This window comes from Burkholderia sp. lig30, from assembly GCF_000687455.2.
Lineage (GTDB): Bacteria > Pseudomonadota > Gammaproteobacteria > Burkholderiales > Burkholderiaceae > Burkholderia.
The window spans coordinates 1-15,122 of the sequence record NZ_JGVW01000052.1; the positions used below are offsets into that span (position 1 = coordinate 1).

The window sequence follows — 15,122 nt, forward strand, 5'->3', positions numbered from 1 at the left end:
GATTGCGCGGCGTAGGGTGCGGATTTCAGGCAATCCGCATCACGATGACGTATCGCGTGCCGGGCTTCGCGCAACAGGCGCGGTGCATGTTCGCCGAGCCCGCGCATCACCTTTTGCCCATGGGTGCGATGTCGCTCGCCATTCCTGAAAATCCTCACCTTGCTTCCCGTAGATCCTCACCTTCGACGCACGGGGCGGCGGCGCTGCGTGGGATTGGCGCGGGCGTGGCCGGCGTGCGGCCGGTTGCCGCGGCAGCGACGCCATGCCGCGTGCCGCTGCATGGCGCGCCGCTTGATCCGTGTCGGTTGACAGGCTGTTCGGCATATAGGCAGCAGCAGGCCGTTCGCCTATGCTTGGGTTTCGCGTCGATCGGGCGGCGGCTCGCGTGGCCATGTCCGGATTCGACAGTCTTCCTCTTCATCGCCTGGAGCCGCTGTGACCGTTCGCCATCTTGATGCGCTGTTCCAACCCAAGTCTGTCGCGGTCGTCGGCGCGTCGTCGCGTGAAGGCAGTATCGGCGCGATGGTGTGGTCGCGCGTGCTCGACGGCGCGTTTGCAGGGCCGGTATGGCCGGTCAATCCGAAGTATGGCGAGCTGGACGGTTACAAGGTCGTGCCCGATGTCGACCGTTTGCCCGCGCCGCCGTCGGTCGCCGTGATCTGCACGCCGCCGCCGACGTGGCCGGGCATCGTGCGCAAGCTCGGCGCCCTGGGCGCACGCGTCGCGGTGATCGTCGGCGAAGCGCGCACGGACGCGGATCGTGCCGCGCTCGACCACACGCTCGCCGCCGCGAAGCCGTTCGTGCTCCGTATCGTCGGGCCGGGCAGCCTCGGCGTGCTGTCGCCGGCCCGGCACGCGCATTTCGGCGCACCGGCGTATACGGCGCGGGCGGGCGGCGTCGCATGGATATCGCAATCGAATGCGCTGACGAACGCCGTGCTCGGCTGGGCGCATGCGCGCGGGCTGGGCTTCTCGCACGTGGTGGCGCTCGGCGGCGAGGCCGATGTCGATGCCGGCGACGTGCTCGATTACCTGGCGAGCGATCCCGGCACGCGCGCGATCCTGCTCGAACTCGACACCGTGCGCTCCGCGCGCAAGTTCATGTCGGCCGCGCGGGCGGCTGCGCGCAACAAGCCGGTGCTTGCGTTGCGCACCGGCCGCGGCGATCCGGGCGATGCGCTCTATACGGCCGCGTTCCAGCGCGCGGGGATGGTGCGCGTCGATGCGCTCGACGATCTGCTCGATGAAATCGAGACGCTCGGCGTGGGCCGCGTCGCGACGAGCGGCGCGGCGACGCTCGTGACGAGCGACGCGGGCGTCGCGAAGCTCGCGATCGATGCCGTCGCTGCGGTGCGGGACGTGCTGGCCGAATGGCCGTCGGCGGTGTCGGAAGCCGTGTCGGCCGCGCTGCCGCGCGTGGCCGCGTCCGCCAACCCGCTGGTGCTCGGCGGCGATGCGCGTCCCGAGCATTTCGGCACCGCGATCAAGGCGCTCGAGCCGTTCGCGCAGGCCGGAACGCTGTTCGTCGTGCATTCGACGTCGCACAGCGCGCCGGCCGATGCGGTGGCGCGTGTCCTGATCGAGTCGCGCAAGCATGCGCATCGCGGCATTCTCGCGTGCTTCTTTGGCGCGGTCGACGCGGCGACGCGCGATGCGTTGCATGCGAGCGGCATTCCCGTGCATACGACGCCGCAGCGTCTCGCGCGCGCATACGCGCGGCTCGTCGATTACAGCCTCGGCCGCGAGCTGCTGATGCAGACGCCCGAGGCCACGACGCGGCAGCCGGCGTCGGCCGTCGCGGCGGCGCAGGCCGACGCGCGCCGGATGCTGGAAACCGGGCAGGGCGAACTCGACGGCGACGCGGCGGCGCGCTGGCTGTCCCACTTCGGGCTGCACGGCGCGGCGTCGGCAGACGAATCGCCCGGCGGCGCGATCGTCGACATCACGGTCGACATGCACGACGACGCCAATTTCGGCCCGGTGTTCCGCTATGCCGTGCCGTCCGCGGACGGCGTGTCCGCGCCGTCCGTCGTCTACGGGCTGCCGCCGCTGAACACGGTGCTCGCGCGTGCGGTGATGAAGCGCTCGCCCTATGCGCGACGCGTGTCGATCGAGCCCGCGCTCGATGCATTGACGGCGCTGTCGCAGGTGGTGTGCGACGTGCGCGAGGTCGTGGCGATGTCGGTCACGCTGCGCGTGCTGCCCGATTGCGTGCGGGTGGTCGCGCCGCGCATCGTGTTCGCGCCGGGCCGCAGCCGGCTCGCGATCATGCCGTACCCGCGCCATCTCGAGCAGACGCTCGAATGGCATGGCGACACGATGACCATCCGGCCGATTCGTCCCGAAGACGAGGCCGCGCACAACGAATTGCTGGGGGCGATGTCGCCGGAGGATCTGCGGATGCGTTTCTTCGGCGCGGTGCGCAGCTTCGATCACTCGCAGCTCGCGCGCATGACGCAGATCGATTACGACCGCGAGATGGCGTTCATCGCGTCGGTCGACGATGCGCGCGGCCGTGCGCATACGCTGGCGTCGGTGCGCGCCGTGACCGACCCGGACAACGAGACGACGGAGTTCGCGATTTCCGTTCGCCCGGATCAGAAGGGCAAGGGGCTGGGCCGGCTGCTCATGACCCGCATCATCGAATATGCGCGTTCGCGCGGCACCGTATGGATGATCGGCGAGGCGCTGCGCGAGAACGTCGCGATGATTACGCTGGCGAAGGCGTGCGGCTTCGAGATCACGCCGACGGAAGAGCCCGGCATCGTGGGTTTCCGGATGAAGCTGCAGGCCTGAGCGGCGTGGCCCGCACTGTGCGGGGCCGCCGCATCGCGTGGCGCGCATGCCGGTGACGTGCGCCGCGCCGGGCGTGGTCGTGGCATCGGTGAGACTTTACGGGATGCGTCGGTGAGGCTTTGCGGGGCACGTCCGTGAGACTTTCCGGGAGAGGCCGGTGAGCTTCTCCGGGAGAGGCCGGTGAGCCTTTACGGGAGTGTCGGGTGAGCCTTTGCGGGAAAGTGCGGTGAGCCTGTGTGGAAAAGTGCGGTGAGCCTTTGCAGGAAGGCCCGGTGAGCCTATGCGGGAAAGCGGGGTGAGCCTATGCGGGAAGCCTTGGTGAGCCGTTGCGGGAGACGCCCGGTGAGCTTCTCCGGGAAGCGTCGGTGAGCCAATGCAGGACAGGCGGGTGAGCTTCTGCGGGACGCATGGGTGAGCCAATGCGGGACAGGCGGGTGAGCTTCTGCGGGACGCCTTGGTGAGCCGATGCGGGACAGGGGGGGGAGCTTCTGCGGGAGGCCTCGGTGAGCCTTTGCGGGAGGGATGGGTGAGATTTTTCGGGAAGGCCTGGTGAGCGTTTCCGGGAAGGCCGGGTGAGCCTTTGCGGGACGATTGGGTGAGCCTGGAAGCGTCGGCGAGCGCCTTCGGACGCATCGCGTGCGGCTCTCCGCGGGCGCGGCATCGGTCGCCGGGCGCCCGGCCGGAAGGTGCCCGGCCGGGCGCCGCCCGCGAGATTTACGCGGCCAGCTTCGCCGCTGCTTCGGTGACCTGCTCGCGGGAGATCGCGAGTTCGTCGAGCAGCGCATCCGCATAGACCGCGCCGGTTTCGCGCTCCAGCCGCGCGATCGTCAGCGCGCAGCGGGCCGTGTCCTTCGGCATCGCCATGAAGCGCTTGATCGATTCGCCGGATTTGAACGCGTCGAACAGCGCGGCGCGGACGTCGTCGGGCAGCGTCTTGGTCCATTGATACGGCTTGCCGTTGAAGGTGATCGACGGCGGCAGCGTGCGCTCCTTCTTCGTGGCCGTAATGAGGCCGTAGGTGCGTGCCGCCTCGCCGATCTGCTCGGGCGAGAACAGCTCGTCGGGCGTGATGTCGAACTGGGCGATGTAGTTTTCGATCGCCTGCATCGCGGCGCTCCGGTCGTCGCGCTTCTTCTGCGCGTGCGCGACGATGTCGCGGAGTTCGTCCGCCTCCTCGGGCGTGATCGTGAAGCTCGCCTGCTTCTGCTGAAGTTCGGAGAAACGTTGGAATTCGAGATCGGTCAGAAGTTTGGCCATGACATCCATCGGATACGCCTGCCGGCATGGCCGGCGGGCGTCGTTTTTGAGAGGGCCGCTATTTTAGCGTAGCGCCGCGCCCGGAACGTCCGCGCGGCGGATGCCGCGTCCGCCGGGTGGCCGCCGTCGAAGGCGGGCTCCCGCGCATCGGCCGGGCGGCGTTGGCGCGCGGCCGCGCGCCGGTCAGTTCACGGCGGCGCGGTACATCGACAGCGTCTTCGCGGTGTCGCGCAGGTGCTCGTCGACCGTGTCGAGCGACGGCGCGCCAGGCATGTCGATCCGGCGCAGGTGCGAGCAGGTCAGCGTGGCGATCGCCTGGCCGGACGGGCCGAGAATCGGGTAGCTGATGTCGGTGACGCCGAGCGCCTGGAGGCTTTCCCGCCGCAGGAAGCCCGTATGGCGGATCGCGTGGCAGGCGTCGACCAGTTCGCGTTCGTCGGGCAGCGGCGCGCCGTTGACCTGGCGGTGCTCCGACAGCATCTGCGCGCGCTGCGCGGGCGCCTGGAACGCCAGCATCACGCGTCCCGACGCGGTATCGGCAAGCCCGATGCGCGCACCGAGCTTGACCGACAGGCCCCACGGGCATGGCCCGTCGACCTGGGCGACCACGAGCAGGTTGCCGTGCTTGTAGACGGACAGATGGCATGACTGCTCGGTGGCATTCGCGAATCGCTGCATCGGCGGCAACGCCTCGGCGACCAGCCGGCTCATCGGCGGGTGCCGGTGCGCCAGCGCGAACAGCTTGAGACTGAGCGTATAGCGGTCGCCGCCCGTCGAGCGTGTCACATAGCGGCGCGCGACGAGCCGTTCGAGCATCCGGTAGATCTCGCTCGCGTTGCGGCCGAGTTCCTTGGTGATTTCCGTGCGGGTCAGTCCTTCCCGCTGTTCGGACAGCAGCTCGAGTATGTCGAGCCCCTTGTCGAGCGCGGGCGCGCGATAGCGCTCGATTTCCCCGTTTTCTTCGTGTGCGTCGGTACACAGACGCGTGTCATTCATGATTTGCATTGATGTTGGTATAGGTATCGTGGGTCGCGCGCACGCACACGGTCGGTATGCGATGCGCGTTTCCCGGTCTGGCGGCGTTCGTGTGTCACGCCCCCATGAGCAGGCGAGCGCCGTGGTTAGGGTCTGAATCAAAACGCATCTATGGCAGATCTCGATGACAAGCAGGAGGCATGCATGAATGTTGATCGATGGCCGCATTGAAGGTGCCCGTTCGCGGCGTCTCAGGTCGCGATGACGGGCCCGTGCGGTTTGTTCGACGTGCCACCGGGTTGCGCTTTTTGCTTCATGCTGCTGCGCGTATGCCGGCACGTTCCTGCGTCTTGCCGCGCCGATGCGTGATGCCGGTATCCTGTCGCTTTCGATCAACAAACAGGGATTGCGTGCGATGAAACTGCTTCGTTATGGCCCGCCCGGCCAGGAAAAACCCGGCATGCTCGACGCGCACGGCCGGCTTCGCGATCTGTCGGCCCATGTGCCGGATCTCGCCGGCGACGTGCTGTCCGACGCAGGGCTCGCGCGGTTGCGCGCGCTCGATCCGGCCGCGTTGCCGCTCGTGTCCGGCGAGCCGCGTATCGGCCCGTGCGTGGGCCGCATCGGCAAGTTCGTCTGCATCGGCCTGAACTACGCCGACCACGCGGCGGAGTCGGGGATGCCGGTGCCGGCGGAGCCGGTGGTGTTCGGCAAGTGGACGAGCGCGGTGTGCGGGCCGGACGACGGGATCGAGATCCCGAAGGGTGCCACGAAAACCGACTGGGAGGTGGAGCTGGGCGTCGTGATCGGCACGGCGTGCAAGGACGTCGACGCGTCGCGCGCGCTCGACTGCGTAGCGGGCTATTGCGTCGTCAACGACGTGTCGGAGCGCGAATGGCAGCTCGAGCGCGGCGGACAGTGGGACAAGGGCAAGGGTTTCGACACGTTCGGCCCGATCGGCCCGTGGCTCGTCACGCGCGACGAGGTGCCCGATCCGCAGCAGCTCGATCTGTGGCTGGAGGTCGACGGGCATCGCTTCCAGAACGGCAACACGCGCACGATGATCTTCACGGTCGCGCAACTGATCGCGTATCTGTCGCGCTGCATGAGCCTGCAGCCGGGCGACGTGATCTCGACGGGCACGCCGCCGGGCGTCGGGATGGGCATCAAGCCCGCGCCGGTATTCCTGAAGCCGGGGCAGACGGTGCGGCTCGGCATCCGGGGCCTCGGCGAGCAGCGCCAGCAGACACGAGCGGCCGGCTGACCGCCGAGCGCCCGTCCAGGCCGCGTCGCGGTCGGGCGCACTGCGATGCGCTGGCTCATCTCGTTGCGGCCACATCGAACGACTGTGACCTTGTCCCGCGCCATACGTGCGGGACATCACGCAGAACAACCCTGTGTCACGGTCAGACTGCCGGAAATGTCAGGGTGGTGAAGATACTGGAAGGATGAGTCGAAAGACCGGCGTTCGAGTGCTTCGAGGTGTTTCTTGAGCTCGCCGGGTTTTCCGATTCCGGGCCGGCGACCCGGGGCCAATGTCAGAACTTGTCAGCTTTTTTCGCAAACCAGCGGATAGACTGGGCGCATATAGTAGATTATCCGACCCCCTTTCTCCGATGCGCAGCCCCGTCTTCCATTTTCCTGGCTGCGTGCTCGCCGGGGGCGGCGGCCTGTTGGTCCGGCGACCGCTCTCACGGCAGGTCAGATCGATGGCCTTGTTGCGGACCGCGCATTCGTCGGGGATCTTAGCGCACAAGGCGTCGAGGAACACCACCGGACCCTTGCCCGGTTCTACTGTCGTTCCTTCGTGACGTTTGCGGGGCATAAGTCGGCTCCATGGCCGTCAGTTCATGCGTCACACACAGGGTTTCGGATGGGCCCCGCAGGGGGTACCGCAATGCTTGCGCCTCGGCCGGCGCCGCGTCCATAGGCGCGCAAACCGGCCGCCCGCCGTGGCAGCAGCTGTTCCGGGAGCCTGTTTGAAAAATCACGGCGACCATGTAATCCAGGATTGCGGCCTTGTCCATAAGTGCCGTCCGGTCAAATGCATCGTTGGCAAACAAGTGCTTCATACCTGGCGAGCTTTTTGACGGCTTCCATTGCAGCCTGAGTACCTATGCTGTCAACAATGTCTGCCTGCATCAGGACTGCGTTCAGGGACGCCCGTTGTCTCATTCATACGACATGATCGAGTAAGTTGCGTAAAGGGTGTTGCGAAACACGCGAATCGATGAATCGCTTACACTTCGGACGAGAGCGCGCGGTCAATATCGTGCACGCTTAAATGAGCATGCCATTTGAACGTTTGCGAGAACCATATATTTAATTTGTTGCTTTAGAAATCGCTCTTGCGGTGTATGCTGTCGCGGCTGCTTAACGCAGCAAGAGCATGCGACTGGCGCTGAATATTTCAGGCGAGCCGCCGCCCGCCACATGTGGGCTAATAATTACTTCGCCCATTTCAGGGGACGCATCACGGATGGCGGTAAAGCGCTAAACGATATCTATGGGCCAGGCAGCGGAGGAAGGGATGCTGCGTGTGCTTTTCCCCGGGTGGAACGGCGAAAAACCGCATAAATTCAGATTTTTGCGTCAATACAATGGCGTGTGTCGTCGTAGAAGCCGTTTTTTCGAAGGATGTGACATCAAATTGTCCATGATTCGCGTCTTGGATAATTCCGCCAATGGCATGGCGGAATCGGACTAAGTCGTTTCTGGCGTCAGTAGAAAGAGCATGACTCGCCCCTTGACTTGTTCCGCCAACAACATGGCGAAATCGGACGGGATTGTTCCTAACGTCAGTAGAAAGAATATGATTCGATGCGAATAATTTTTAAAAGAGGCCAGCGCGATGTTTTACATGTCGAACGTTTCGAGGGCGGGGGATAGCGTGAGCCGTGGTCGCGAATTTCGCGACGGGCACCAACGCATGAAAATCATCGTGCTTTTGCTCGACGGATTCCCCGTCATGCAAATGGGCACGCTGGCGGAGGTATTCGAGCTGGCCAATCAATTAGGCCGCGTTAAGTCCGCATTCAACGATCGCTATAATTTACTGCTTTTTTCCGCCAGTGGCGGCCCAGTGCGCTCGTCGTCCGGCGTGCAGATCTGGACCGAGGCGATCGACCGGGCCGAGCCTGGCGCGGTCGACGCGATGTTCGTCCTTGGCGGACAGAACAGTGCGCACGCGATGGACGATCGCACGGTTGAATGGCTGCGTGACGCCCATCATTGCGCGCGGATCGTGAAGGGCGGCGGCGGCGGCGAACAGTTGCTGACGCAGCTACAGCTGACCAGGAAGGACGGCACCGATGCGCAGCTGATGATTCGGTCGATGCTCGCGCCCGCCACCGATGGTATGTCGCCGCGCACATCCGGGGACGGCGACCAGAGCGTGTTCCAGACCGCGTTGTCGATCGTCGGCGGCGACATGGGATACGAGATCGCGCAGGACCTGGTCGCGAGCATGATGCCCGGTGCGATCCAGAAATTCGCGAGCGTGACATTCGGGCCGCGCGAGGCGCGCGCCAGTGATTTGATTCGAGCGGCTGCCTATCATCTGCGTGTCAACAGTGCGAACCGGATCTCGATCGCGGACGCCGCGCAGGCCGCCGCGATGAGCGAACGGAATTTCCTGCGGCGCTTCAAGCAGGAAATCGGCGTGACGCCGACCGAGTTCGTGTTGCGCGTGCGGCTGGAGACGGCGTGCTGCATGCTGGTCGAGACCGATCTGCCGGCGGACAAGGTGGCCCGCCGCACGGGGCTCGGCAGCGGCGATCGCCTCGCGAAGCTGTTTCGCCAGCATCTGTCGATGTCGCCGACCGAGTATCGCTCGGCTGCGCGCAGCCGGATGATGTCGACGGCGGAGAGCGCATCCGGCATCGACATGACCAACTGGCTGAAAAAGAAGGCCTCGTAGCGTGCGTTGCGTCGCCAGCAGTTAGCGCAAGCCCGTTATTGGCGTGGCCAGATCCTGGCGTGCCGCCGTTACGTTGAAATAGGCCTGCGTATTCGCATGCACGGTGGCGTCGCTCAGGATTTCCTCTGCAGTCGCCCACCGATAGGCTTTGTGCTGCGCACTCGGCAGGGCGTCGAGCTCGACCGTGCTGCGCAGCCTGTAGCCGAGCACGACATAGTGCGTCGAAATACCCGGTTTGCCGCTGAAACTGTCTTCGTAGAAATGTTCGTACACGCCGAGCAGCTCCGCGTCGGCGCGCTCGAGGTCGGTGCGACCGAGTTCGTCATGCGCGATACGGCGGAACGCGTCGTCGAGACGCTCGTTCTTGCGGATGCGTCCGCCCGGCACGAACCAGAACCCCTGTGCGGGTCGGTTGACGCGCTGTCCGAGCAGATAGCCGCCTTCGCCGTTCGGGACGATCAGGTCGATGGAAACGAGCGGCGTGGCGTCGACAACGCTCAGGAAGGATTCGATCGGAAGCATGGTGAACGCGCCCTTTGTGATTCAGGAAATCTTGATGAAGAAGCGGCCGTGGAAGAAACGGGACGCACGTCGCTCACGCGGCGTGACCTTGAATGTCTCCTCGCTGCACGCCAGTTTACCGGTGCATGCCTGTGCCGCTGAAAATCCGTTATCCGATCGATGACGATCGGGGCGACGCCGCATGTCGAATGCGCTCCGAGCCGCATGCGTGCCTGCTGGTTGATTCTACGAAGCGGAACGCGCGGATCGATCGACAGATGGAATCGCCAATGAGATGGTGGGCGTTAATCCTGCATGACATCGGCCAAAACATTGCAGCATTCAGACAATTCGAAGAGTCTGTCGGATACCGAAGTGAAAGTGCATATCGAAACGGATCTGCAATGGAGATGCAAAGAAATCGTAGCGGTCATTGAAGTCGTTTCGCGCCGGATGCGGTGCAAACGTTGGTTTCGAATGCAACGGAATTTCATTCGGCCATAATCGTGGTTGCGTCCGCCACAGCGTGCCGGCGCGCCGCATTTCCGAGCTAAGCTGCGTCTTGGCCTTTCGAGGAGAGCATTATCCCCGGAATCTCCTCGGAATTTCGCCTGCCGCCCTCGGGCGTACAGGCCTTTTTATTCTTGAGGTCGAGTGCTCGCGCGCGCAATTTTATGCGCCCGGCAGTCGGCCTGTTGATGTAGTTCCCGCCTGCGGTTCTGCACGTCGTGTCGATAGCGCGCTGCAGGTGCGACGAGGCGTGCGTCTGCCGGGCAGCGCACGCGCTGCACCCCTCTCCACGTTCCCGATTCTCTACGCGACGTCTTATTGGTCTATTCCTCTCGACACGCAACGCGTCAGTCACACGCCTTGTGCGTCGACGTGTACGCAATGAGTCGATTTGTGTCAACGGTGCGCGATCAAAGTCTTTAATAGTAAATATTGGTAAATAGTCGTCAATGTGATTGGCGGATTGAGAAAAACTATTGTCGAGTCTGAATGCTGCGCCGCAAGGTATTCTGGTGAGAAGAGGCCGGATGCGTCTTGACGGATCGGATGTGCTTATAAAATACGGGGATGGAGCGATATGGGTATTGTTTTCCTAGTTCTTTCGAGATTGTGTTTCGCGTGGATCGTCATCTATGTGCTCTTCAGTCTCAGGTCTGCATTCTGGGTGGGTTCGCGGCACGGCCGTGGCCTGATCATGCTCGAGTTTCAATCGCATCGGGCGCGTGGCGCGAGAGAGACCGCGAGAGCGCGTTTGCTGAGGCGAATGGCGCTGGTTTCTGTGTTGGCGTTGCCGGCCGGCATCGCATCATTCATCGCAAGCGCCGCGATGTTGTGAGAAGCTTCGCGCACGCACGCTTCGAAGGTGTGCGAATGCAACTGACGGCTGCGCCGGCTTCTTTCGTGCGTAGTCTCCACACCCGGCTGTGCATGTGCGCAGCCGCGGCACCTGCCTAGTGTCGTGAGTTAGAAACTCGTTTCATTAATTGGTTTTGCTGCCAGCAGTGACAAAGTGCTGCTTGAAGAGGCGCTCGGATTCGCGCAAACCCTCCTCAGTGAGGATCACGGATTTCGCTTTATTGACCGGTTCGTCGATGAGGCCGCGTTCATGAAGTCGGTCGAGTACGTCCCAATCGAAGCTCTTCCAGGCGCGATTGCAGTCGTGCACGGTCAAATAGAGGAGCGCGAGGACGGCGTCGTCAATCGCAGCTGTGTCAATGTTCATGGCGTTCTTCCTGAGACCTTCTGGACCCGTGTGCAAAACCGCTCCAGGCTCGCGAGAATGTCATCGGCGGACTTGCTCCAGACAAAGGGCCGGGGCTCCGCGTTATAGACGTCGAGGTAATGCCGGATGGCCTCTTCGAGTTGTCGTGTCGAGCGATGCGTTCCACGTCGTATGTATTGCTCGGTGAGCGTGGCGAACCAGCGTTCGGGCTGATTGAGCCACGACGCGGATTCGAGCAGGCCATCCAGCCGATTGGTCACGTAGCGCCCGCGCCACTTCGACACCGTCTGTTGAGTGACTCGCAGCTTCGCCGCGACCGCTTTGTTATCGGTGCCATCGGCGCACGCCAGCACGATTCGGGCTCGCAATGCCAACGCGTGCGCCGTCTTGCGCCGCATCGTCAAGGCCGTGAGTTGATCACGCTCCGTTTCGCTCAATACGAGTTCCGCGCATCAGGACTAGCCACACAACACTTGAGCAAACCGCTGTAAATGCCTGTTGCGGCGCATCATTCCGTTGCGGCATGAAGAGGATGATGGCGGACAAGTGCTAGCAGTTTTCTTGCGCATGGCTGGCGGCTCCCGTCAGCCCGGAATCCGGATGCAGGGAAAGCTCGTGCGTGTTTCAAGATCCGAATCTTTCCCGATTCCCGCACAGTACGGTTATGCCGATATTCCGTCATGACATCAGACAAGCATCAATGCGAAAAGCCTATGCCAAACGGATATTGCGCATCAATTGACCGGTGAGAATCGTGGCGTGCGACGTCGATCCAGCGAATCCGCATCGAGATCGTCCCGCGCATTTCCGGCCCGTGCGAATGACTGACATGGGTCGAGAAGCGCGCGCACGCCGCCACAAGGCTTGCGCCGAGGGGAAGGCAAGCAATGGCCGGCTGTCTCCTTCCGTGACGCGCTCCGTCGCTGAGTTCAATCATGCGAATGCCGGGGCCCTTCCCGATTCGGAAAAATTTCCCGTCCGGAAATAAGTACGTGGGCACTCGCGCAGAGGCGGGCTGAATCGGATCCGATGCGAATGAATGTGCCGAACTCGAACACGACAAACCGCATTGTGCTCACAACGCTTCGTAGTGCGCGAAAAATGCGTACCCGATCGGATCCGGGAAATCCCGCGGATTATTCCGCCAACATTCTGTCCGCATCCGTCAGCCTTAATACGCCATCCGGCGGGCTAGGTATGATGCGTTGCAACAGGGCAGGGAAGGCCCGCTTCGATCAGGGCATCGCTATTCGAGTCAACGTCCAAGAGAGTTCTATCGTGTCCATACGTCTCGGCAATCCGGAAGGCGAAGCCGCGTCCGATGAAGGCAATGCGGTACGGCGAAGAATCCGGGACATTGGCGTTGTCTTGTTCGATGGCTTCTCGCTGCTGACGACCGGTGTGATTCCTGAAGTGTTCCAGGTGGCCAACGAGATTCACGCTTCACGCTCGAACGGCCAACCGTTGTACGAAGTCCGGTTTTACTCCGCCGAAGGTGGAAGCATGGTGTGGTCCTCATCCATCAGCGTGCGGACCTATCCCTGCGATGCAGAGCGCGCCATGGGATTCGATGCGCTATTCATCGCAGGTGGAGAAGGGGCGATGCGGGCGGCGCGCGACAGGCGGGTGATCGACTGGTTGCGCAGGGTGTTGCCGCTCACGGCGGTCGTCAAGGCGATCGGCGAAGGGCGTGTGTTGCTTGAAGCTGCTGGATGGCGCTGGGGAAAGCTATTGCCGGGACGGCAGGATCCGGGGACGTTGCATCGCTGGGCTGTGGGCCATACCGCGAACCACCACGGCGACAGGTACGAGCCGGAAGGCACTGCGTTGCAACTGGTGCAGCGCGATCTCGGCATCTATGCCGCGAGGAAGATTGCAGGACGTTTGTCGCTCGACGATGCCGCAGTGCTGGCGCCAGCGGCAACGGAAGAAAGAGGAATGACGTCGGCAGAGAAAGTGAACGCGTCGGCGCAGTGGTTGGAGCAGAACTGTGAAAAGGCGATATCGGTGAGCGACGCTGCACGTGTCGCCGCGATGAGCGAGCGGAATTTTTTACGCTTTTTCAAGCAGGAAATCGGTGTGACACCGTCTGAATTTCTTCTGCAGGTGCGTCTCGAACGCACGCTGCAGTTGTTGACGGAGACGGACCTCGCGATCGATACGATCGCGAAGCGATGTGGCTGGCTCAACGGCGATCGGCTCGCGAAGATTTTCCGGAAGCGTATGGCGGGAACGCCCTCCGAATATCGAGCGCGCGCCAGAAGGGAAAGGCCGGATAGCAATAAGTAGTCCACGACCGCGGTTGAGAGCGTGGTTCCATCGCGTGGGCATTCGTCCTCGGGATTTCATGCAGAGCGAATAGGAGTGCAAATTATGTCGACGTTCATCGATGGTGAGAAAGATCAGCACGATGTGATCGATTCGTCCGTGGGCGGCGCGGTGGATCACGCCGAAGCTGCTGACGTTGCGATCCGCGCCGTGCCAGTCGTGCTGGCGGGCGGTTCCGGCTCCCGGCTTTGGCCGATGTCGCGCGAGCAATACCCGAAGCAACTGATCGGCGTGCTCGGTTCGGATTCGCTACTGCAGGCTACGGTCCAGCGGATGAAGGGCTTCTCCATCGAATCGCGTCAGGTGGCCGAACCCATCATCGTGTGCGGCGATGAGCACCGGTTCGTGACGGCGGAACAGCTTCGCGCGAGCGGCATCGCGGCTCGCATCGTGGTCGAGCCCGGCCGCCGCGATACGGCACCGGCGCTGACGCTGGCGGCAGCGGTTGCGGACGCGGACGGTGGGGACGCAATCATCGTCGCCATGCCGGCCGACCATGCGATTGCAGATACTCCCGCGTTTCATCGCGCCATCGCGCTTGCTGCCGAACATGCGCAGCGTGGCGCGATCGCAACGCTCGGCGTGCCGCCGACCCGGGCCGATACAGGCTTCGGTTACATCAAGCTCGGTGCGGAGCTCGGCTCCGGCGCGCATTGCATCGAACGCTTCGTTGAAAAGCCGGCTGCCGAGCTCGCGTCGCAATATCTGGAGTCGCGCCAGTACTGGTGGAACAGCGGCATCTTCGTGGTGCGCGCGAGCGTCTGGCTCGACACGCTCAAACGTTTGCAACCGGCCATGCATGCCTCGTGCATCTCTGCTTATGCGCAAGGCACGGACGACGGCCCGTTCTTTCGGCCCGATGCCGAAGCATTCAAGCGCTCGCCGTCCGATTCGATCGATTACGCAGTGATGGAGCGCCTGGCGTCGGAAGCCGGGCTGGCGCATGGCGTCGTCGTGCCGCTCGACGCCGGTTGGTCCGATCTTGGTTCGTGGGATGCCGTGTGGGAAGCCCTGGACAAGGATGCAGACGGCAACGTCGCGCGAGGCAAGGTCGTGTTCGAAGGTGCGACGTCGAGTTTCGCGCACTCGGAAGGCCGCCTGGTGGCGTGTGTCGGCGTGACCAATGTCGTCGTGGTCGAGACCGACGATGCCGTGCTCGTTGCGGATCGTGCCCGCGTGCAGGACGTGAAGGGGCTGGTCAGCCGGATCAGGGCGCAACAGGCGCCCGAAGCAGACACGCATCGGAAGGTGCGGCGGCCCTGGGGCTACTACGACTCGATCGACCATGGCGCCCGCTTCCAGGTGAAGCGCATCGTCGTGCATCCGGGTGGCCGCCTGTCCCTGCAGTTGCACCACCACCGCGCCGAGCACTGGATCGTGGTAAGCGGCACCGCGCTGGTCACGCGCGGCGACGAGCAATTCATGCTCAGCGAGAACCAGTCGACGTTCATTCCGCTGGGTGTTACCCATCGGCTCGAGAACCCGGGAAAGTTGCCGCTCGAACTCATCGAAGTGCAGTCGGGTTCGTATCTCGGTGAAGACGACATCGTCCGGTTCGACGACACATACGGTCGTGCGTGATTTGTTGCCGATTCGCGTAATCGCGTAATTCAG

Annotated in this window: 13 protein-coding genes; 7 read left to right on the plus strand and 6 right to left on the minus strand. The window is 63.4% G+C overall.

Features of this window, described 5'->3' with window-relative positions; translation table 11 throughout:
- Window positions 1-455 (plus strand): hypothetical protein (locus LIG30_RS27115; RefSeq protein ID WP_235510187.1); only part of this gene is annotated, 455 nt, incomplete at its 5' end.
- Window positions 436-2,796: a bifunctional acetate--CoA ligase family protein/GNAT family N-acetyltransferase gene (locus LIG30_RS04625; protein WP_038710061.1), complete on the plus strand. Its 2,361-nt coding sequence runs from the start codon at window positions 436-438 to the stop codon at window positions 2,794-2,796. The genes LIG30_RS27115 and LIG30_RS04625, both read left to right, overlap by 20 nt.
- Window positions 2,797-3,510: 714 nt before the next feature.
- Here LIG30_RS04625 and LIG30_RS04630 read toward each other — a convergent pair.
- Both LIG30_RS04630 and LIG30_RS04635 read right to left on the minus strand, forming a co-directional pair.
- The gene (locus tag LIG30_RS04630) at window positions 3,511-4,062 is read right to left on the minus strand and encodes a hypothetical protein (protein WP_038710064.1); all 552 of its coding nucleotides are present in this window, start codon (window positions 4,060-4,062) and stop codon (window positions 3,511-3,513) included.
- A 174-nt stretch (window positions 4,063-4,236) separates the two neighbouring features.
- The gene (locus LIG30_RS04635; RefSeq protein ID WP_038710065.1) at window positions 4,237-5,058 is read right to left on the minus strand and encodes an IclR family transcriptional regulator; all 822 of its coding nucleotides are present in this window, start codon (window positions 5,056-5,058) and stop codon (window positions 4,237-4,239) included.
- Window positions 5,059-5,443: 385 nt separating this feature from the next.
- Between LIG30_RS04635 and LIG30_RS04640 the strand changes: the two genes are divergently transcribed.
- Both LIG30_RS04640 and LIG30_RS04645 read left to right on the plus strand, forming a co-directional pair.
- Window positions 5,444-6,292, plus strand: a complete 849-nt coding sequence (locus LIG30_RS04640) for an ureidoglycolate lyase (RefSeq protein ID WP_038710181.1) — start codon at window positions 5,444-5,446, stop codon at window positions 6,290-6,292.
- A 1,596-nt stretch (window positions 6,293-7,888) separates the two neighbouring features.
- Window positions 7,889-8,947: a helix-turn-helix domain-containing protein gene (locus LIG30_RS04645; protein ID WP_200929632.1), complete on the plus strand. Its 1,059-nt coding sequence runs from the start codon at window positions 7,889-7,891 to the stop codon at window positions 8,945-8,947.
- Window positions 8,948-8,968: 21 nt separating this feature from the next.
- Here the strand turns inward: LIG30_RS04645 and LIG30_RS04650 are convergent, their stop codons facing one another.
- Window positions 8,969-9,469: a GDP-mannose mannosyl hydrolase gene (locus LIG30_RS04650; RefSeq protein ID WP_051994864.1), complete on the minus strand. Its 501-nt coding sequence runs from the start codon at window positions 9,467-9,469 to the stop codon at window positions 8,969-8,971.
- Between LIG30_RS04650 and LIG30_RS26765 the strand changes: the two genes are divergently transcribed.
- Window positions 9,468-9,632: a hypothetical protein gene (locus LIG30_RS26765; RefSeq protein ID WP_160326675.1), complete on the plus strand. Its 165-nt coding sequence runs from the start codon at window positions 9,468-9,470 to the stop codon at window positions 9,630-9,632. The two genes, LIG30_RS04650 and LIG30_RS26765, sit on opposite strands and share 2 nt — an antisense overlap.
- A 1,305-nt stretch (window positions 9,633-10,937) precedes the next feature.
- Here the strand turns inward: LIG30_RS26765 and LIG30_RS04660 are convergent.
- The 3 genes from LIG30_RS04660 to LIG30_RS26000 all read right to left on the minus strand — a co-directional run bounded on the left by LIG30_RS04660 (window position 10,938) and on the right by LIG30_RS26000 (window position 12,117).
- The gene (locus tag LIG30_RS04660) at window positions 10,938-11,180 is read right to left on the minus strand and encodes a DUF6429 family protein (protein WP_038710068.1); all 243 of its coding nucleotides are present in this window, start codon (window positions 11,178-11,180) and stop codon (window positions 10,938-10,940) included.
- Window positions 11,177-11,578, minus strand: coding sequence for a helix-turn-helix domain-containing protein (locus LIG30_RS27600; RefSeq protein ID WP_442856840.1), 402 nt, complete (start codon window positions 11,576-11,578; stop codon window positions 11,177-11,179). Before LIG30_RS27600 ends, LIG30_RS04660 begins: the two co-directional genes overlap by 4 nt.
- Before the next feature lie 299 nt (window positions 11,579-11,877).
- Window positions 11,878-12,117 (minus strand): hypothetical protein, encoded by a 240-nt coding sequence (locus LIG30_RS26000; protein ID WP_152986008.1) that lies wholly within the window; start codon window positions 12,115-12,117, stop codon window positions 11,878-11,880.
- Window positions 12,118-12,215: 98 nt separating this feature from the next.
- Between LIG30_RS26000 and LIG30_RS04670 the strand changes: the two genes are divergently transcribed.
- Together LIG30_RS04670 and LIG30_RS04675 are read left to right on the plus strand one after the other, a co-directional pair.
- A complete protein-coding gene (locus LIG30_RS04670; RefSeq protein ID WP_235510191.1) occupies window positions 12,216-13,469 on the plus strand; it encodes a GlxA family transcriptional regulator in 1,254 nt (417 codons plus the stop codon).
- An 84-nt stretch (window positions 13,470-13,553) separates the two neighbouring features.
- A complete protein-coding gene (locus LIG30_RS04675; RefSeq protein WP_083493899.1) occupies window positions 13,554-15,089 on the plus strand; it encodes a mannose-1-phosphate guanylyltransferase/mannose-6-phosphate isomerase in 1,536 nt (511 codons plus the stop codon).
- The last annotated feature ends 33 nt before the right edge of the window (window positions 15,090-15,122 follow it).